Origin of the sequence: Lacticaseibacillus camelliae DSM 22697 = JCM 13995 (assembly GCF_001436615.1) — a bacterium.
GTDB lineage: Bacteria > Bacillota > Bacilli > Lactobacillales > Lactobacillaceae > Lacticaseibacillus > Lacticaseibacillus camelliae.
On sequence record NZ_AYZJ01000015.1, the window covers coordinates 1 to 18,712 of the forward strand.

At 54.3% G+C, this 18,712-nt stretch carries 17 protein-coding genes and 1 other annotated feature; of the genes, 12 read left to right on the forward strand and 5 right to left on the reverse strand.

Translation table 11 applies throughout. The annotated features are described in order from the left end of the window. Positions 1-387 precede the first annotated feature (387 nt). Positions 388-696: a helix-turn-helix domain-containing protein gene (locus FC75_RS02325; RefSeq protein WP_054665645.1), complete on the reverse strand. Its 309-nt coding sequence runs from the start codon at positions 694-696 to the stop codon at positions 388-390. A gap of 177 nt (positions 697-873) precedes the next feature. Here FC75_RS02325 and FC75_RS02330 point away from each other — a divergent pair, with 177 nt between their 5' ends. From FC75_RS02330 to FC75_RS13220, 3 genes are all read left to right on the forward strand, one after another. After that, positions 874-2,040: a hypothetical protein gene (locus FC75_RS02330; RefSeq protein ID WP_056989022.1), complete on the forward strand. Its 1,167-nt coding sequence runs from the start codon at positions 874-876 to the stop codon at positions 2,038-2,040. Positions 2,041-2,061: 21 nt separating this feature from the next. Continuing rightward, positions 2,062-3,093, forward strand: coding sequence for an AAA family ATPase (locus tag FC75_RS02335; protein ID WP_156403558.1), 1,032 nt, complete (start codon positions 2,062-2,064; stop codon positions 3,091-3,093). A 194-nt stretch (positions 3,094-3,287) separates the two neighbouring features. Next, positions 3,288-3,437, forward strand: coding sequence for a tyrosine-type recombinase/integrase (locus FC75_RS13220; RefSeq protein ID WP_225350865.1), 150 nt, complete (start codon positions 3,288-3,290; stop codon positions 3,435-3,437). A gap of 118 nt (positions 3,438-3,555) precedes the next feature. On the opposite strand, the gene rpsD is transcribed toward FC75_RS13220, so the two are convergent. Together rpsD and FC75_RS02345 are read right to left on the reverse strand one after the other, a co-directional pair. Beyond that, positions 3,556-4,167: a 30S ribosomal protein S4 gene (gene rpsD, locus FC75_RS02340; protein ID WP_054665656.1), complete on the reverse strand. Its 612-nt coding sequence runs from the start codon at positions 4,165-4,167 to the stop codon at positions 3,556-3,558. 174 nt (positions 4,168-4,341) lie between these two features. Continuing rightward, on the reverse strand, positions 4,342-4,824 hold the full coding sequence (locus tag FC75_RS02345) for a GAF domain-containing protein (RefSeq protein WP_054665659.1): 483 nt from the start codon (positions 4,822-4,824) through the stop codon (positions 4,342-4,344). A gap of 183 nt (positions 4,825-5,007) precedes the next feature. Between FC75_RS02345 and ezrA the strand changes: the two genes are divergently transcribed. After that, positions 5,008-6,711 carry a septation ring formation regulator EzrA gene (ezrA, locus tag FC75_RS02350; protein ID WP_054665662.1) on the forward strand — a complete coding sequence of 568 codons (1,704 nt, stop codon included), beginning with the start codon at positions 5,008-5,010 and terminating at the stop codon, positions 6,709-6,711. 58 nt (positions 6,712-6,769) lie between these two features. On the opposite strand, the gene FC75_RS02355 is transcribed toward ezrA, so the two are convergent. Beyond that, on the reverse strand, positions 6,770-7,678 hold the full coding sequence (locus tag FC75_RS02355; protein ID WP_056989023.1) for a sigma factor regulator N-terminal domain-containing protein: 909 nt from the start codon (positions 7,676-7,678) through the stop codon (positions 6,770-6,772). Beyond that, the gene (locus FC75_RS02360) at positions 7,668-8,129 is read right to left on the reverse strand and encodes an RNA polymerase sigma factor (protein WP_054665673.1); all 462 of its coding nucleotides are present in this window, start codon (positions 8,127-8,129) and stop codon (positions 7,668-7,670) included. Before FC75_RS02360 ends, FC75_RS02355 begins: the two co-directional genes overlap by 11 nt. A gap of 167 nt (positions 8,130-8,296) precedes the next feature. Between FC75_RS02360 and FC75_RS02365 the strand changes: the two genes are divergently transcribed. From FC75_RS02365 to radC, 8 genes are all read left to right on the forward strand, one after another. Further along, positions 8,297-9,451: a cysteine desulfurase family protein gene (locus FC75_RS02365; RefSeq protein WP_056989029.1), complete on the forward strand. Its 1,155-nt coding sequence runs from the start codon at positions 8,297-8,299 to the stop codon at positions 9,449-9,451. A 36-nt stretch (positions 9,452-9,487) separates the two neighbouring features. After that, positions 9,488-10,705: a tRNA uracil 4-sulfurtransferase ThiI gene (gene thiI, locus FC75_RS02370; RefSeq protein WP_056989024.1), complete on the forward strand. Its 1,218-nt coding sequence runs from the start codon at positions 9,488-9,490 to the stop codon at positions 10,703-10,705. A gap of 13 nt (positions 10,706-10,718) precedes the next feature. Then, a complete protein-coding gene (locus tag FC75_RS02375) occupies positions 10,719-11,177 on the forward strand; it encodes a GNAT family N-acetyltransferase (protein ID WP_056989025.1) in 459 nt (152 codons plus the stop codon). 244 nt (positions 11,178-11,421) lie between these two features. Beyond that, positions 11,422-12,063 (forward strand): redox-sensing transcriptional repressor Rex, encoded by a 642-nt coding sequence (locus FC75_RS02380; RefSeq protein ID WP_054666063.1) that lies wholly within the window; start codon positions 11,422-11,424, stop codon positions 12,061-12,063. A 29-nt stretch (positions 12,064-12,092) separates the two neighbouring features. Beyond that, positions 12,093-12,294, forward strand: a binding site (T-box leader). 120 nt (positions 12,295-12,414) lie between these two features. Further along, positions 12,415-15,057 (forward strand): valine--tRNA ligase, encoded by a 2,643-nt coding sequence (locus tag FC75_RS02385; protein WP_056989026.1) that lies wholly within the window; start codon positions 12,415-12,417, stop codon positions 15,055-15,057. A 224-nt stretch (positions 15,058-15,281) separates the two neighbouring features. After that, on the forward strand, positions 15,282-16,637 hold the full coding sequence (locus FC75_RS02390) for a L,D-transpeptidase family protein (protein WP_056989027.1): 1,356 nt from the start codon (positions 15,282-15,284) through the stop codon (positions 16,635-16,637). A gap of 85 nt (positions 16,638-16,722) precedes the next feature. Continuing rightward, positions 16,723-18,012: a bifunctional folylpolyglutamate synthase/dihydrofolate synthase gene (locus FC75_RS02395; protein ID WP_056989028.1), complete on the forward strand. Its 1,290-nt coding sequence runs from the start codon at positions 16,723-16,725 to the stop codon at positions 18,010-18,012. Positions 18,013-18,057: 45 nt separating this feature from the next. Beyond that, positions 18,058-18,660: a RadC family protein gene (gene radC / locus FC75_RS02400; protein WP_054666072.1), complete on the forward strand. Its 603-nt coding sequence runs from the start codon at positions 18,058-18,060 to the stop codon at positions 18,658-18,660. The last annotated feature ends 52 nt before the right edge of the window (positions 18,661-18,712 follow it).

Genomic DNA, 18,712 nt, shown 5'->3' on the forward strand with positions numbered 1-18,712 from the left:
GGCCTTTTTGGTCTAGTCGCTAAGGTGTTGCACTTGAATTGTAAACTGGGGAGTTTGATTCGATCAGATTCCTTGCTGCTTTGGGTAATTCAGGGAGACATTTTGGGTATAGAAAAAGCATTTGACCTAGGCCAAATGCTTTTCCATGTTTGATATAAGGCTTGTGATTGAGAATTACAGTTTCTGGAATTGAGATGAATAGAACGGTCAATTTATATCCATCGCTATCAAGATAATCTGACGAAATTTTTGATGGCTGGTTGATGATGAATGATTGAGTTAAGACTAATTAGGATTGTTAGTGCACGGGGATGCACACAGGTCGGTTGGTCACAAATACATAAAATAACATGAATAGCTTTTTGAGGGGGGCTTATTGTGGGCCCTCTATTTCATTAACGTTAAGATAGCCCGAATCTTATTTTGACGTTCATTGTCTGGCATAGTCCGTAACATCCCCCAGAGTTCTTCTTCTAAATCGTCCATAGGAAAATGACCAAATATCGAACTGAGGTCCATATCAAGTGCGTTTAGCACATCCATCAATTTATCCAACTTTATTGATTGAACTGTTTCGCGTTCAAGACGGGAGATGAAGGTAACGGAAGCACCACTTCTTTCGGCGAGCTGTTCAATTGTCAAATGTTCCTCACTGCGTCTCTGTCGTACTTGAATGCCTAAGTTTTTGGGAACCATTACAATTACCACCTTCCTATTTAAAAAGTTTGGCGATGTGTAATCTAATAATAAATATCTGCAAAAACCTATATTATAAATTTAGTTACTTTGAGACACGTTTATGATATTCTTTTGGTGTCTAAATACGGGAATAGGGGCTTGTAAACGCGAACAATTAAGAACGGAGGAGCCGTGATGAAGAAACGGTGTTGGGGACTATTTATACTTTTATTGGGGGCTATAGTCGTTGGAGTCAGTGGATGTGGTTCAGAATCTTATCTTAAAGACGTAAAGGTGACATTTGCTGGCTATCAGGGTAACGGTAGCGCAGACATTTCGGAAAAAATCCAGTTATCAATCATGAAGCGAGTAGCAGAAAAAGAGGGTAAATCTGCTAAGGTGGATGCAGACTTGCTGAAAGCATATATAGACAAGGCTGAAACGGCAAGTGATTTGGCATCCGAGACTAACTTTGAGCAAGGCAACTTGACGAATGAACAAGCGCTCAGAGCTCAGGAATATTTAGATCATATGTACAAAACTACACTCGATATTAACCCAAGTACCAATTTGTCAAATGGCAAAAAAGTACAGGTGGTTTTGAAAGATAACAGTGAAAAGCCGTATTTTAAACCCGCTTCAAAAGACTTCAAAGTTTCTGGGTTGAAGACGCCCAAAAAGATTTCTATGAAGTCAGTACTTAATACACTTAGTTATAAGCCCGTTGGAATCAGCGGTCAGGGAAATGTAGTGATTACCGTAAAGGTTGCCAATGAAAAGAGGACAAATGTTACTCGTGCCGCTTCAGCTGCGGTGCCCGTCCGTGAATCTAAGCTGTCGAATGGTGATGAGATATCAGTAGCCGAGGAAGATGTGTTTAACCTCATAAAAAAGAAGTATCCCCAATATAAATTCGTTAGATCACATAGCCCTGCGAAGTACTTGACTGTTAAGGGACTTGAGTCTAATGACTGGAACGTTTCAAACTTGAATGCTGTAGCTAACAAATTCCAAGGGCTAAATTTTGCGCATCGGACAGCGGAAAAGCCTAATGGTTTTACCGATAAATTTTCTGGACAATTGAGGCATGCGCTATACACAGAGAGCTTTCGTTCGCTAACGCTGATTTACGAAACACCTGCGCATAAATTCTTTACGTTTGGAATAATGGCCTTGGTAGATAAAAATAATGAACCCAAAAAATTGATTTCCGACTACCGTACTAATGAACCGTTAGAAAACGCAATCAACAGCTATAGTCTTTTAGGACACACAGTTAGCGAAGAGTTAGATGCAGATCCGTTCAGTTCAATCCAGGAACATTCACTGAGTAGACAGTATATGTTGCATCAGGCGAAATAATTATTTCTCTTGGCGTAGGGCATGAAGGAGAGAACAATAATGGTACAGTCCTCAAGTGATATCAACATACTATATGACCATGGCCAGAATCAGCAGGCTCAGTGGCAGGCTGAAAATATTCGTTATATGAATGCTGAACATTTGAAAGTGGCATTAAGTCTTGTTTTGCAAATTTCTACGTTTGTCAAAGTCGAGGGTGAGGCACAGTCCAAACTGAAGAGGTATATTGAACAACAGTTTTTGAAGACCGAAACTGGAAAAGCATCTATGAAACGAAGACAAGATGCCAGTAATTCGCCAGCTTTACAACAGCAAAAATCAGAAATTACTAGTATGGAAAATCAGATCAAAACCTTACGAACAGGAAAACTATGGAGAACACGGTACCTGATCAAATCCTTTACGATTTTGTTTATTGTCTACTTCATAGGGTGGCTAGTGATGGTGCTTAGTGAAGCAGATTTCTTAGGTGTATTGGCGCTTGTGGGAGTGGCGATATATTTGGTTGTGGGGTGGCGTAAGCAAAAACGTGTAGTACATCAGAAAGTAATTGATCTGGAAGCAGCTGTTGATGCGAAAAAGAAACAGTATAGGCAGAGTCTTGACGAAATTCTCCAAACGTATACCCAAGAAATTTCAGCGTATAGCAAGCAGCTGAAGGGAGACGTTGAGTATGAGGATTTACTCTCAAAGTTATGGCAAGCCAATAAAGATCGTGTATCCACGCAAAAGTTTCGCAGTCAAATTCCTGAACAGTATCGAAATGACAAGGCAATCCATGAAATGATCAACTCACTAGATACTGGGGAGGCTAATAGCTGGGCAGATTTAATGGGGATTATGCGGCAACTGGATCAACAGAAGCAACACCTTGAAGAAATGCGGCGTCAGACTGCAGCGATTAGAGAAGGAAATCTTCAGAATCAGTTGAATGCCGAACGTCATGTAGCATCCATTAATCGGCTGACAGAAGAAACAAAGCGTCAGGCCGCGGAAACAAATGACCACTTGCGAGAATTGGAGGATGAAGTTCATTACCAGAATCGATACTAAAATTTAACCGATACGTAGTCCGAAGATACAAAGTCAGAGCCCTATGCTGTTATGTAAGCATAGGGCTCTTTTTGCTTGACGGGAATTACACTACTGAAAGTTGTAACGTGCAGCAACAATATTGATTGAAAAGGGATGGTTTTTTTTTCAATGAAGATGGCTTCCATCAAAGTGAATTGCTCAAACCAATCTTAATGGAGTTTGGATCACCACACACCACCATTCATGGCTTGCGTGACACGAATGCGAGCTTTTTGTTCAGCCAAGGTTTTGATATGGCAACGATGAGTAATCGACTAGGCCATGCAGATATTTCAATTACGCAAAAGTACTACATTACATAAATGCCGAAAAAAAACACGCCCAAGATGGACGTGTTGCCGAACTACTTGACCAATTATAATTGGTGCACGCTGGTAGGTCTGAGAAACGCTGTTACCACAGTGTTTCTGGTGAAAAATATTACAGCTTCTGGTTGTAGTACTCAACGACAAGGGATTCGTCGATGTCTGGTTCGAGTTCGTCACGCGTAGGGAGGCGCACATAGGTGCCTTCCTTTTTGTTGTCGTCGAAGGAGACGTATGCCGGGCGAGAAATCGTAGCGTCAAGTGCATCACTGACGATTTGCAGGTTTTGGCTGCGTTCGCGCAGGCCAATCACTTGACCAGGCTGAACTTCGTAGGAAGGAATGTCAACGCGCTTGCCATCGACCGTGATGTGGCCGTGGTTGACGAGCTGGCGTGCCTGCGGACGAGTGGTGGCCAAACCGAGACGGTAAACCAGGTTGTCCAGACGGCTTTCAAGCATGATCATGAAGTTATCCCCATGGGTACCTTCTTTAAGCTTGCCGGCGCGAATAAACAGGTTCTGGAATTGGCGTTCGTTCAGGCCGTACATCCAACGCAGCTTCTGCTTTTCAGTGAGCTGCTGACCGTATTCGGAAACCTTACGGCGGTTGTTAGCACCGTGGTCACCAGGGGCGTACGGACGACGTGCAAGTTCTTTACCAGTGCCGGAAAGGCTAAGCCCCAAACGACGGGACTGCTTCCAGCGAGGACCAGTATAACGAGACATAGGATATTTCCTCCAAGATTTTTATTTGGAGTAAAATAATGAATTGTGAATTCAGAACACGGGCAGTCGGGCTAAGCCGTTCGCTCTTGCAGCCGCGGTTACTAAGCTCTCCGATACCGGTTGCCAAACTGGAGCCGACCATTCCATTCACTGCTGCATTATTTTACACGCGCACTAGTATATCGCGGAAAGGGCCGCCGCGTCAAGGTGTTTCGCAAGCGCAGCGCCAAAGTCCGTCAGCACTTTCACGTCACTGTCGGAAAAACGGTCCAACACGGGTGAGTCGATGTCCATAATGCCGATAATGCGACCGTTGACTTGCAACGGGACCACGCATTCCGAGTTGCTGGCGGCATCGCACGCGATGTGGCCGGCAAACTCGTGCACGTTCGGTACGCGCAGCGGGGTTTGCTTCTCATAGCTGGTACCAACGACGCCGCTGCCCGGCTGAATGTGCGTGCAGGCGACTTGGCCTTGGAACGGCCCGAGGTCCAGCGAGTCGCGCCGCTCACTGTAGAGGTAGAAACCAGCCCAGTTGACCTGGTCCATTGAGTTGTAAAGCAGCGCGGCGGCGTTGCTGAGATTGGTGATCACGTTGTCCTCACCGGCCAGCAGCGCGGCGACTTGGTCAACAATCAGGGGATCGATAGCGGTCATGATGACACTCCTTTTTTAGTCAAAAGTCCTAAACGTCGCGGCTTTTCCTATTAAAAGGGTTTCATATTGCCGGCGTTTTTGAGATACTAGGAACCGAAGACGATTTTCGACACATTAATGTCAGTGTACGAGGCAGTGACAGATAATGCAACATCGGGGGTCGGCGCGGAAGGTGTAGAGAAAATGAATTGGATTATCATCGTTTTGATTATCATTGTGCTCTTAGCCTTAGGGGTATGGGGCTATCAGCTGCGCAACACGCGGCTGATCCACGAGCTGGATGCCGGGGTGGCTACGATCGATACTGGGGCGGTCCCAGGGTTGATCCGCAGTATCCAGCAGCTGAGCCTGACTGGCGATAGCCTTGAAGACTTCAAGTCCTGGTCGCAAAAGTACCAGGCGCTGGTCGACGGCGAACTGACTGAGCTCCAGACGGCGCTGCTGGACGTGGAGCAGGCGAACAAGCAGTTTAAGTTCGGTCAGGTCAAGGACGGAATGGCCAACATTGACGCTCTGCAGACTGCCGCGGCCAAAGACATGAAGCAGATCGAAAGCCACCTTGACGAGATCAAAGCCGCCGAAGCCGCAAACGCGAAGGGGCTAAAGGCGCTGCGGAACGACTATCAGGAGGCCCGCAAGACTGTGCTGGCTAAGAGCTTCGCATTTGGCGATGCGCTGCCGGCGTTGGAGGCCAGCCTGCAAGCAATCGCCTCTCAGCTGACGACGACGACCGAGGTCAACGTGGGCGGCGATCCGCGCCGGGCGCAAAACGCGCTCAAGCAGGTGAAAAACGGCGTGGCCGCGCTGAAACTGCAGGTCAAGCAGCTGCCGCCACTGGTCAATTCGGTGGTGAATGAGTTCCCCGCCCAACTGAAGGAGATTAAGACAGGCTACCAGCAGCTGACCGCACAGCACTTCATTTTCACCGAAGATGTGCCTGCGGGCGTGGCAGCGGTGCAAGGACTGGTGGATCAGGCTGAAGCGCAAATCAAGCAACTGGACGTGACGGAGCTGACCGCCAACACGGCGACTATCGCAGACAAGATCGACAGCTTGTACGCGGTGATGGAAAAAGAACTCAAAGCCAAGGCCTCAGTCTTGGATCAGAAAGAGGAGCTGCGGCAGTTCATCAATCACGCCATGCAGCAAAATCGGACGCTGAACATCGAGCTGGATCACTTAAATCAGTCCTACCAGCTCAACCATGACGAAATCAAAACGACCAACGACTTAAAGGTGCAACTTGATGCGATCGACCAGTCCTTCAATCAGGCCAACGACCAGATCGCGCAGTCAAAAGCAGTTTACTCCGATCTCTTGGCGCAATTTACTCATGACCGCACGGACCTGACCGAGATTGAAAAGAAGCAGCAGGCCATTAACGCCAGTGTCTCGGGTCTGCGTGAAACCGAACGCAAGGCGTTGAATCAAGTCGACGCGTTTGAGCGGTCGGTGCGCGACGTGCGCTACGAAGTCTCACGCCATGACTTGCCGGGGCTGCCCAAAGCTTACCGCGACTTTTTCAAGGTGGTCAGCGATGAGATCCTGCAGCTGAAGGACGACATGGATCAGGTCAAAATCGATCTGGACGCCATCGCCAAGACACTGATTAAAGTCTCCGCCGACATTGACCAGCTGAAGCAGCAAAGCCGTGACATTATCGGTGCGGCGGGGCTTTGCGAACAGCTGCTTCAGTATGCCAACCGTTACAAGACGTCACATGAAGCCGTGGCGAAGGCGATGACGGATGCCGCGGCGCTGTATGCTAAGTATGATTACCAAAGCGCCGCGGACACGATTGCGACCGCGCTGGAGCAAGTTGAGCCCGGCAGCTACAAGAAGGTTGCCGATGACTACAACGCGCAGCAGCACGATGAGCTGGTTTAACGTGCCTTTAAGATAGAAGAAAAGTGCGGCCGTCGGTGATCCGGCGGCCGCATTTGTGTTAGCGGGTGGGCGTGATGTAAGGCACGCGCGGGACTGTCACGCCAACGCTGGTGCCAGCAACGTAATCGGCGGTCGCAACCTTGGCCAGGCTCTCCGTGGTCCCGGTCAGGATCACGCCTTTGAACTTGAGCTGTTTGGCCGGTGTCTTCATGGCGTACTCGTAGGCCTGGTTGTGCTTGGCGCCGGTCCAGTACTGGCTGAGTGCCTTGCGCCAATACTTGGCCTGGCTTTGCGGTGTGGCATCACCGTTGAGCGCCATTCCGATCGGACTCTCCGCAGTTCTGGGGTGGGCAACGTCGCCGGAAATCGAGACATGCGCCGTGTCGTTGAACAGGTACGCCCAGCGCAAATTGAGACTTTTCGGCAGCAGCTGCTTTAGCGCTGCATAGGTGTAGCCGTGCTTGAAGGTGACGGCAATCTCGCCGACGTGATCAGGCAGGCTGGCGAGTGTTTCGGCCTCGTTTGGCAGGCCCTTTGTGCCAGTGTAAAAGCGCGCAATTTTTTGCGCGGTGCCAGGCTGGAACGCTTGCCGGCCGAAGTGCTGGTCTCGGCGCTCTACGGTTTGGGCATAAAAGCTTTCGTCAAGCTGCCAGCGCAGGTTGGTGTAGTGAGACGTGTAGGTGCCCCAGGGGACGGGGTAACCATCGATGTCCTTGTATTCTTTGGTCACCACGTTGCCGCCAAAACTCGTGTCGTTTGCCAGCATTTCCGAAGAGACATTCACATTGGGTTCAGCGACCGTGTGGTAGGCGTTCAACTGGTCAAAAAGTGCGGCGCTTTGGCGGCCGGCTAATTTGTTTAGGCCCCCGTAGCCCAGTGGTACAAGGATGATCACCACGATGGCGGCAATCACCGCCATCATCAAACGCTGTTTCCACTTCGCATGACGGAGTGCTTTATCTAACATTGTTATTCCTCCCATTTGGTGCGCAGGCTTTCCCGGGCGCGGGCCAGCATTGTCTTAACGCTGGTGGGCTTGACCCCAGCAGGTGCGCGATTTCTTCATATGAAAAGCCGTAATAATACTTCAGCGCCAGTAGTTCCTGCTGGTTGTCAGGCAGAGGCGCGATCATTTCGGCAAACTGCGCTGGAGTGGCGGTGGCCGAATCAGGCAGGCGGTCCATCAGTGTTTCGCGCTGGTGTTTGCGCAGCGTGTCCAAGAAGGCGTTGAGCGCGATGCGGTAGAACCAGCCATCGAAGTTGCCCACGGAAAGGCGAGGGAGCAGGATGATGATTTTCTCGTAGGCCGTTGCCACGGCGTCTTCTGCATCAGCCCGCTGGATCCCGCGCGCTTGCAGCCGCTGCACGACCGTCTGGCCCAACGCCAGCAGGTGCTGGTCGAACTCTGATTTTGGCATCTCGCTCCTCCCTCCATGAATAAGACGTTTGAACTCCGCCAAAAGTATACAGGTTGGGCGATATTTCTCCCACTAATTTCGCCGCGGCGGCCCCAGTGGTTCATTTTCCGGTCATTATTTGGTATACTTGCATGCAGCTAAACTTACGAAAAGAAAGAATGGTCAACATGATTTATTTCGACAACAGCGCGACCACCAAGGCGCTGCCAGTAGTGCTGGACACCTACCGCAAAGTTTCCGAGAATTATTTTGGCAATCCCAGCAGCCTGCACGCGGTCGGCGGCAAGGGCAATGAGGTCCTGCAAAGTTCTCGCAAGCAGATCGCGGACTTGATGCACGCCAAGCCAGACGAGATTTACTTCACTTCCTGCGGCACGGAAGGCGACAACTGGGTCATCAAGGGCACGGCCATTGAAAAGCGGCCGTTTGGCAAGCACCTGATCACCACGCAGGTCGAGCACCCGGCCGTGATCAATACGATGAAGCAGCTCGAAGAACTTGGCTTTGACGTCACTTACCTGCCTGTTGACAAGCGAGGCTTTATCAACCCCGAGGATCTGCGCAAGGCGATTCGGCCGGACACAATCCTTGTGTCTGTGATGGCCGTCAACAACGAGATCGGCGCCAAGCAGCCGATCGACGCGGTAGCCAAAATTCTGGAAGATCACCCGAGCATTCATTTTCACGTGGACGCCGTGCAGGCGATTGGCAAAGGTTTGATGAAATCGCTGCGCAACCCACGGGTCGATTTTCTGACGTTCTCCGGTCACAAGTTCCACGCGCCGCGGGGGACAGGCTTTGTCTACATCAAGGAGGGCCGACACATCGCGCCGCTGCTGACCGGTGGCGGTCAGGAGGACAACTTACGCTCTGGCACGGAAAACACGCCGGCAATCGCGGCAATGGCCAAGGCGCTGCGGCTGCTGCTGACTGATGAGGATAAGAAAGTTGCGCACCAGCAGGCCATCCGCAAGGCGATTTACGACCATGTCAGCCAGTTTGCCAACGTCACCATGTTTTCCCAGCTGACGCCGGACTTTGCCCCGCACATCCTGACGTTTGCGATTGAAGGCGTGCGCGGCGAAACGATTGTGCACGCGTTTGAGCCCCACGACATTTACATCTCAACCACGTCGGCCTGCTCCAGCAAAAAGGGCACGGAAAGCTCAACGCTGGCGGCCATGCATGTCGATGACCGCATCTCCACCTCGGCGATCCGCGTGAGCCTGGACGAGTACAACACCATGGACGAGGCCAAGGCCTTCAACCAGGCGTTCGATCAGGTCTACGCCGGTTTTGCCAAGCTGATGCCGTCCGCATAATGAGTTGCCAGAACCAGTTTAATAGGAGGAACTTTTGTGAATTACACTGAGATCATGGTGCGCTACGGCGAGTTGTCCACGAAGGGCAAGAACCGCCAGGCGTTCATCAGCCGGCTGCACGGCAACGTCACCAAGGCGCTGCACGAATTTCCCGACTTGACGATTCGCCCGAAGCGCGATCGCCTGCACATTGAGCTGAACGGTGAGGACGCGAAGGCCGTCATGGCCCGGCTGTCCAAGGTGTTCGGCATCCAGACCTATTCGCCGTCCGTCAAGGTCGAAAAAGATATGGCTAAAGTCCACGAGGCGGTGTTGGACTTGATGAATGAATCCGTGCCGCAGGGGGCCAGTTACAAGGTCAACACGCGCCGGGCGGATCACACGTTTGCGCTCGACACCAACCAAATGAACCTGAACCTTGGCGACTTTCTGGTTGATCACCGGCCGGATCTGAAGGTACAGATGCACCATCCGGATTACACGCTGCGGGTGGAAGTACGGCGTGATGCAATTTACCTGTCCACCCAAACAATTCAGGGCGCTTTGGGCATGCCGGTCGGGACGGCCGGCAAGGCGATGCTGATGCTTTCCGGGGGGATCGATTCGCCGGTGGCAGGGTATTACGCCTTGAAACGCGGCGTCGATCTGGAAATGGTTCACTTTTTAAGCCCGCCGTACACGTCCGATTCGGCCTTGAACAAGGCCAAGCAATTGACCACCAAGCTGGCGCCATACGCCGGTTATATTAAGTTTATTCAGGTCCCGTTCACCGAGATTCAGGAAACGATTAAATCAACTGTGCCTGAGGGCTACCTGATGACGGTGCAGCGCCGGCTGATGCTGCGCCTGACCGAGGCGCTGGCCAAACAGCGCGGCGGGCTCGCCATTGTCAACGGGGAGTCGATCGGCCAAGTCGCGTCTCAAACCTTGGAAAGTATGGTCGCCATCAATGATGTGACCAACATGCCGATTATTCGGCCGGTGGCCACGATGGACAAAACGGAGATCATCAAGGTCGCGCAGGACATCGACACCTACGACCTGTCGATCATGCCGTTTGAGGACTGCTGCACGATTTTTGCGCCGCCGTCACCAAAGACCAAGCCGAACCTGGACAAAACACGCTACTACGAAAGCAAGCTCGACGTTGAAGGGCTGATGCAGCGCGCCTTGGACGGCGTGAAGATCACTGAGATCAAGTCGTCCGACGAGTTCATGAACCAGGACCAGGACATGATTTCAGAGCTGCTATAAAAAGGAGACCGCGATGACTGAGATCCGCTACATGAATCGGCCCGAGGCCAAGGCGTACTTGGATTGGGTCTATCCCGCCCCATATGAGTTTTACAACATCCCGGCAGAGGTCCACGCCACAGAAACGGATAACATCTTTGCCGAGGACGGGGAAGACTACTACTCCGTGCTTGAGAACGACGAGCTGATTGGCATGTACGAGTACGCGTTTCCGAGCGGCGTGATGGAAATCGGTCTGGGCCTGGCGCCGGCGTACACCGGCGCCGGTCGCGGCCGCGCCTTTGTGCAGGCCGGCATCGCTTTCGGCCGCCAGCGCTACCATTACGCCGGCCCCATTACCTTGGAAGTCGCGGCTTTCAACGCGCGTGCGCGGCACCTGTACGAGGCGCTGGGATTTACACCGACGGGTACTCGGAAAGCTGAGGCCTACGGGACGCCGGTGACGTTTGTGCAGATGAGCTTGGATCAATAGCTAAGAGACTGCCTGTTATGGGCAGTTTTTTTTATTGCTGAATCACTCATTTTTTCTTGGCGGAAAAATCACGAGTCCGCCGGGTGCCAGATGTATTGGGTCAGGACTAGGAGCGGTGGTCGGAGTGGGGATGAACTGCGCGCCCACTTTAACCATCAAGCCGATTTTGTTTGTTCGCTCACAATGGTTATGCTAAACTGACATTGTGAACGTTTGCACGGAATTCAAGGCGGAGGCAAGACTCATGCAGGACACTAAAGAACACGTCTCAAAGGCCACTATCAAGCGCATTCCTCTGTATTACCGCGCCGTCGTCCAGCTCCAGCAAGAAGGCGTCGCCCGCATCCGTTCCGACCGATTAAGCGAAATCATTCACATTCCCTCAGCCACGATTCGCCGCGATTTTTCCAGCTTCGGCGAGCTGGGGAAAAGTGGCTACGGATACAGTATCGCCACGCTGGTGGAGGAGTTCGGGCGACTGCTCGATGTGGACTCGTCGGAATCAATCATTCTCGTTGGCGTGGGCGGCCTTGGGCGCGCGCTTTTGATGAACAATTTCCGCCGCAACCCGGACCTGAACATTGTGATGGCGTTCGATGCTGACCCGGCGAAGGTCAACACGCGCGTGGGCGGCATTCCGGTGTATCCGTTCGCGACGCTGGCGGCCCACATGAATCCAAGTATCCACACGGCGATCCTGGCCGTTCCCAGTTCGTCGCAAACCAGCGTGATCGGCACGCTGGAGGCATTCGGCATCAATGCGATCCTGACCTTTGCGCCGCAGCCGGTGGCGTGTGCGCCGCAGACCACCATCCGTTACATCGATTTGACGTCGGAGCTGCAAAGTCTTATTTACACCGCCCACCAAAAGGTGAAAGCCCGTTGACGCGCCGCGGCCGCTCGGCTTATAATAGCGTCAACGCGATGACCAAGAGGATCGTGGTGCACTTTTTCAGCGACAAGGCGGCTGGTGTGAGCCTTGAAGTGTGCCGCGATAAGTAGCTTGCGAGCCGGCGACCTGAAGTCAGTAGGGCCGCCCGGGACCACCCGTTATCAGGTTCAAGTGAAGGCGTTGAGCCTTAATTTAGGTGGTACCGCGAGCTAACTCGTCCTAATCGATAGGGCGAGTTTTTTTGTGCAGGCTGCGAAGGCGGGCGCTTTTAGGCTGGATGTTCACCCGTTGCCCGCCTGAGCGCAACTAACCAATCTCGGCATCAAAATCAACAGGAGGATCCTTATGAGTGAAGAATTAGCACCAAAATTCGACCCCAAAGAAGTCGAAGCCGGCCGCTATCAGAAGTGGCTGGACCAAGGCGTATTCAAGCCAAACGGCGATAAGAAGGCCAAACCGTACACGATCGTCATTCCGCCGCCAAATGTCACCGGCAAGCTGCACATGGGCCACGCCTGGGACACCACGCTGCAAGACATGATCATTCGTCAGAAGCGGATGCAGGGGTACGACACGCTGTACCTGCCAGGCATGGATCACGCCGGGATCGCCACGCAGGCGAAGGTTGAAGCCAAGCTGCGCAAGCAAGGCATTTCCCGCTACGACCTGGGCCGCGAGAAGTTTATCGACACCGTCTGGGAATGGAAGGACGAGTACGCGGCCATCATTCACAAGCAGTGGGCCAAAATGGGGCTGTCTTTGGATTACTCCCGTGAGCGCTTCACGCTCGACGCTGGCCTGTCCAAAGCGGTCCGCAAGGTCTTCGTTGACCTTTACAACAAGGGCCTGATCTACCGCGGCGAGTACATCGTGAACTGGGATCCGCAAGCGCGCACGGCGCTGTCTGACATCGAAGTCATTCACCAAGACGACAAGGGCGCGTTCTACCACTTGATTTACCCGTTCGCCGATGGTACCAAGGGCGGCATCGAAATTGCCACCACCCGGCCGGAAACGATGTTTGGCGATACCGCCGTGGCGGTCAACAGCAAGGATCCGCGCTACAAGGACATGATCGGCAAGGAGGTCATCGTGCCTGGAGTCGGCCGCAAGATCCCCATCATCGCCGACGAGCACGCCGACATGGACTTCGGGACCGGGGCCGTTAAGATCACGCCGGCCCACGACCCGAACGACTTTCAGGTTGGCCTGCGCCATGACCTGCCGCGCATCAACTGCATGAATGACGATGGCACCATGAACGAAAACGCCGGCAAGTATAAGGGCATGGACCGTTTTGACTGCCGCAAGGCGCTGGTCAAGGACCTGCAGGATTCCGGCGATTTGATCAAGATCGTGCCGATCGTCCACAGTGTTGGCCACTCCGAACGCACCGGGGTGCAGGTCGAAGCGCGCCTGTCGACGCAGTGGTTCGTCAAGATGAAGCCGCTGGCCGAAGCCGCGATCAAGAACCAGCAGGGCGCCGGCAAGGTCGATTTTGTGCCGGACCGCTTCGAGCACACGTTCCTGAACTGGATGGAAAACATTCACGACTGGGTCATTTCTCGCCAGCTTTGGTGGGGCCACCGCATCCCGGCTTGGTACAATAAGAAAACCGGTGAAACATACGTCGGCGAGGAGGACCCGAAGGACCCGGAAAACTGGGAGCAGGACCCTGACGTTTTGGATACCTGGTTCTCCAGTGCCTTGTGGCCATTTTCCACGCTAGGCTGGCCGGACAAGGACGCACCTGACTTCAAGCGCTACTACCCGACCAACACGCTGGTTACGGGCTACGACATCATTCCGTTCTGGGTCGCCCGCATGATCTTCCAAGGTCTGGAGTTCACCGGCCAGCGCCCGTTCGAGCACACGCTGATTCACGGCCTGATGCGCGATGAACAGGGCCGCAAGATGAGCAAGTCCCTGGGCAACGGTATCGATCCAATGGACGTCATCGAAAAGTACGGCGCCGACGCGCTGCGGTGGTTCCTGACCCAAGGCAACAAGCCCGGCCAGGATGCCCGTTTCTCCTACACCCAAATGGATGCGGCATGGAACTTCATCAACAAGATCTGGAACATGAGCCGGTTCGTGCTGATGAACCTTGGTGACACCAAAGCCGACACGCAGCCTGACCCAAGCACCTTTGACCTGTCCGACAAGTGGATATTTGCCCGGTTGAACGATACGGTTGCAGAGGTGACACGCCTGTTCGACAACTTCGAGTTCGGGGAAGCCGACCGCGCGCTTTACAACTTCATTTGGAATGAGCTGGCCGACTGGTACATCGAAATGTCCAAGGAAGTCCTTTACGGCGACGATGAGACCATTAAGGCCCAAAAGCGCGTCAACCTGCGTTACGTGCTGGATCAGACCCTGCGCCTGCTGCAGCCGATCATGCCGTTTGTCACGGAAAAAATCTGGCTGACGATGCCCCACGGCGGCGAGTCCCTGGTCACGGCGGCTTACCCGACCACGCACAAGGCGTTCGAAAACCCGACGGCCGTCGCGCAGATGCAGGCCATCATCGAGCTGATTCGCGGCGTCCGCAACATTCGCGCCGAGGTCAACGCGCCACTGTCCAGTCCCATCGACTTGATTATCAAGTTGCAGGATCCAAGTTTGGAAGCCGTCTTCAATGACAACCGCGACTTCATTGACCGGTTCGTCCACCTGAAGGCAATGACAGTCGGCGCCAATGTTGAAGCGCCAGCACTGGCCGGCAGTGCGGTCACGACCGGGGCGACGATTTACGTGCCGCTCAAGGAACTGATCGACTTGGACGAGGAGATCGCCAAGCTGCAAAAAGACGCCAAGAAGCTCGAGCAGGAGATCACGCGGGCCAACAAGAAGCTGAGCAATCAAGGCTTCTTGGCCAAGGCCCCGGAGGCTGTGATCACGGAGCAGAAGGCCAAACGGACCGAATTCACGGCGAAACTGGACGCGACCAACGCGCGGATCAAGGAGCTGCAAGCGGCCAAATAAGGGTTAACATTAGGAAGAAGCTGCCGCGGGCGGCTTCTTTTTTTGGCTATTGTCGCATAAAAATAGTTTTTACTAAGAATTAAGCATTGGCAACGCTTGCCCGGTCTCCAGCGGTTGTCAGGGGTGCTGGGGGCGGTATAATTGAATTGAAGGCTGATGTGCTAACTATTAGTCAGTGTGATATACTTTGCACACAAGCGATTTGAACACAGTAAGGAGCAGTTATGAAAAGAAAAAGTTGGTTGATCGGCGCTGCAGTGGTCGTTTTGGCGGCGATTGGGGTCGGTTACGGGCTCCGAAGTAACCATTACCAAGACCGGTTTTTGCCGAAGACTGAGGCCTTGGGTGTGGACCTGAGCGGCAAAACCGTCAAGCAGGCGGATGAGAAAATGAAGGCGCGGCTGGCAGATGTGCATTACCAGCTGAAGGACGGCGGCAAGACGGTGGCCACAGTGTCTGGGCAGGCCCTGGGGTTGAAGCGGGATTACACCGCGATGCTGAACAAGCTGATGACCAAGCAGAACCCGTGGGGTTTTACCGCGGTGGTCCTGGCACAAAGCGACAAGACGGCATTGGCCTCTAGTGCAGACAGCGCAGAGATCAAGCAGTACGCGAACGCCGAGGCAGCCAAGCTGAACCCGTCGCGGACCGCGCCGGTCGACGCGAAGGTCGTGTTGACCGGTGACAGTTACAAGATCGAAAAGGAGAAACCGGGCAACCAAATCGATGCGGCTAAGCTGGCCGAGGCCCTCGCCGGGGCGATTCAAGACAATCACCATACGGTTGCTTTGAAGCAGACCTACACGCAGCCCAAGGCGAAGGCCACCGATAAGGCGCTGACGGATGCTGTCAGCAAGCTGAAGGCGATTGGAGACATTAAGGCCGTCGTCACGGTCACGAATCATCAGGAACAGATCTCCAGCAGCCGCCTCAAATCTTGGCTGAGCTACGCCAATGGTGCGGTGCAGGTCGACCGCAACGGGGTGGCGAAGTTTGTTTCCGAGCTTGCTGATAAGTACAACACCTACAACAAGACCCGCCAGTTCAAGTCGACCAAGCGCGGCACGGTTTCGGTGCCTGCCGGGACATACGGCTGGAGCATTATGCAAACCAAGGAAACCGATGCGCTGATTAGTCTGATTAAAGCGGGCAAGAGTTTTAACCAAACCGTTTTACATCAGGGCTCTGGCTACCATGCTGACGGGCAGGATATCGGCAACACGTATCTAGAAGTCGACAAGCAAAATCAGCACGAATGGCTTTACCAAAACGGCAAGGTCGTGCTGGATTCGGCAATTGTCACCGGCAAACCGGCAACCCCAACGCCGAGCGGAGTCTATGCGGTGTGGTCCAAGCAGCGCAACGCGACGCTGGTAGGTGAGGACTACCGCACCCCAGTTGACTACTGGATGCCGATCGATGACACTGGCGTCGGCCTGCACGACGCCCCGTGGCAGCCGACGTTCGGTGGCACGTGGTACCAAAAGCACGGGTCACACGGCTGTGTGAACCAGCCGCCGGCATTCATGCCCAAGCTGTTTGCGGCAATGTCGGTGGGTACGCCGGTCATCGTCTTCTAAATGAAATTTGAAAGCGCGTCTGGGCCGTTTGGTCCAGACGCGTTTTGTAGTAAGATAAGGGGCATTATTATTGGGGGCGCAAATGATGAAAACTTATGATGAAACTGTGGCGGCGATTCACGCACTGCCAAGGCTGGCCAAAACCGGGGGCCATGAGCGGATACTGGCGTTGCTGCACGCGCTGGGTGATCCGCAGCACGACCGCTACGTCCACGTGACCGGCACCAACGGCAAGGGCTCGACCGCTTCAGGCATCGCCCGGATCTTTGAGGCCAGTGGGCTCAAGGTCGGACTGTACACCTCGCCGTTCATCATGCGGTTTAACGAGCGCATCATGATCGATCATCACCCGATCCCGGACGCTGATTTAGTTGCGGCAGCCGCGGCCACTGATGCGGCGATTGGGCAGTTGCGGCAGGCGAATCCGGAGTTTGCGGTGACTGAGTTTGAGTACATCACCGCGCTGGCGTTTTGGTATTTTCATGAGCAGCAGGTCGATATTGCGGTGATCGAAGTCGGCATTGGCGGCGACACAGACTCGACCAATGTCATCATTCCGCTGGTATCGGTGATCACCAGTGTCGGCTTGGACCATGCCAAGTTGCTTGGCAACACGATCACCAGCGTCGCCACTCACAAGGCCGGCATTATCAAGCCGCATCGTCCGGTCGTGACGGCCGCGCTGCCGGCAGACGCGATGGCGGCGGTGCAAAAGCGCGTGGCTGAAACGGGCAGCGACTGGCTGGTGGCCGGTCGGGACTTTGAGGCTGACCGCGCTGGGCTTGACGGCTGGGGGCAGCGGTTTGATTACCGGGCCCAGACGTTTCATCTCAGCCGCGTCTTCATCCCGCTGGTCGGCGCGTACCAGGTGCAAAACGCGGCACTGGCGATCACGGCCAGCCGCCTGGCGGCTAAGGCGATGAACTGGCCGCTGCAGCCGCAGGAGATCCTGCGCGGACTGGCGCAAAACACCTGGCCGGCCCGCATGGAAAAGCTCAGCAACGACCCGCTGATCGTGATCGATGGCGGGCACAATCCGCAAGGCATCGCGGCAATGCTGAGTGCGGTCAAGCAGGTGTTTAAGGACGAGCGGGTCACGCTGATCGTCGGCGTGTTGGGGGATAAAGACCTGACCACCATGATCGCCGAGCTGGAAGCCAGCGCCGAACGGCTGTGGCTGGTGCCAGTGCCGGACAATCCGCGGGCGGAAGCCTTGGCCGATTACCCAGACGCAGGCAAGCTGCGCACCTTTGCCAGTTGGCAGGAAGCCCTTTCGGCGCACCTGGATGAGTTTCCCGATGAGCCGGTGGTCCTGACCGGGTCCCTGTATTTGGCCAGCGCCGTGCGCCAGACGCTGCTGGGCGGCAAAGATTAAACGGCAATCGCTGCGTAATCTCTCTTTACACAAGGGGGAAGAAGCATGCAACCACGGGAAATGATTGAAGCCCACGGGGCCTTGGCGCTGTCAGATCAGGAACTCCTCGAGGTGGTGATCGGTAGCGGCAGTGGCAAGTGGCAGGTCGCTCTGGTGGCCGAAGCCGTACTGCGGCAGTATCCAGCGCTGAGCGGCCTGAGTGCGGCCACGCCAGCCGAGCTGGCGCAGGTGCCGGGTATCGGCCCGACGAAGGCGGCCCGGCTACTTGCCGGCCTGGAACTGGCCAGGCGGGTGCAGCAACGCCAGACGCTTCGGTACGGGGCGGTGCTGGATGCCGAGCAGATCGGTCAGGCCATGGTGCAGCGGCTGTCCGGCGCCACGGAGGAACACCTGCTGGCACTGATGCTCGACGTGCGCAACGCCGTGATCCGCGAGCTTGAGCTGGCCCACGGCGGGGTGGACAAATCGATCGCCGATCCGCGGGTGGTGTTTCGAGCGGCGCTGGCGCTGAACGCTTCGCGGCTGATTTTGGTGCACAATCACCCCAGCGGCGACCACTTGCCCTCGGCGATGGACAGCGACCTCACCGCGCGGTTCGTGGCCGCGGGGGAGATGATCGGCGTGACGGTGCTCGATCACATCATCTGAAGTGCCATAGAAAAGTTAGACAAATTTTCTACCACAACAATATCTGGTTCCT

Bases quoted from the DNA above. Each gene is read 5' to 3' on its own strand.
- FC75_RS02325 (WP_054665645.1), bottom strand. From the start codon at position 696: ATGGTTCCCAAAAACTTAGGCATTCAAGTACGACAGAGACGCAGTGAG.
- FC75_RS02330 (WP_056989022.1), top strand. From the start codon at position 874: ATGAAGAAACGGTGTTGGGGACTATTTATACTTTTATTGGGGGCTATA.
- FC75_RS02335 (WP_156403558.1), top strand. From the start codon at position 2,062: ATGAAGGAGAGAACAATAATGGTACAGTCCTCAAGTGATATCAACATA.
- FC75_RS13220 (WP_225350865.1), top strand. From the start codon at position 3,288: ATGGAGTTTGGATCACCACACACCACCATTCATGGCTTGCGTGACACG.
- rpsD (WP_054665656.1), bottom strand. From the start codon at position 4,167: ATGTCTCGTTATACTGGTCCTCGCTGGAAGCAGTCCCGTCGTTTGGGG.
- FC75_RS02345 (WP_054665659.1), bottom strand. From the start codon at position 4,824: ATGACCGCTATCGATCCCCTGATTGTTGACCAAGTCGCCGCGCTGCTG.
- ezrA (WP_054665662.1), top strand. From the start codon at position 5,008: ATGAATTGGATTATCATCGTTTTGATTATCATTGTGCTCTTAGCCTTA.
- FC75_RS02355 (WP_056989023.1), bottom strand. From the start codon at position 7,678: ATGTTAGATAAAGCACTCCGTCATGCGAAGTGGAAACAGCGTTTGATG.
- FC75_RS02360 (WP_054665673.1), bottom strand. From the start codon at position 8,129: ATGCCAAAATCAGAGTTCGACCAGCACCTGCTGGCGTTGGGCCAGACG.
- FC75_RS02365 (WP_056989029.1), top strand. From the start codon at position 8,297: ATGATTTATTTCGACAACAGCGCGACCACCAAGGCGCTGCCAGTAGTG.
- FC75_RS02375 (WP_056989025.1), top strand. From the start codon at position 10,719: ATGACTGAGATCCGCTACATGAATCGGCCCGAGGCCAAGGCGTACTTG.
- FC75_RS02380 (WP_054666063.1), top strand. From the start codon at position 11,422: ATGCAGGACACTAAAGAACACGTCTCAAAGGCCACTATCAAGCGCATT.
- FC75_RS02385 (WP_056989026.1), top strand. From the start codon at position 12,415: ATGAGTGAAGAATTAGCACCAAAATTCGACCCCAAAGAAGTCGAAGCC.
- FC75_RS02390 (WP_056989027.1), top strand. From the start codon at position 15,282: ATGAAAAGAAAAAGTTGGTTGATCGGCGCTGCAGTGGTCGTTTTGGCG.
- FC75_RS02395 (WP_056989028.1), top strand. From the start codon at position 16,723: ATGAAAACTTATGATGAAACTGTGGCGGCGATTCACGCACTGCCAAGG.
- radC (WP_054666072.1), top strand. From the start codon at position 18,058: ATGCAACCACGGGAAATGATTGAAGCCCACGGGGCCTTGGCGCTGTCA.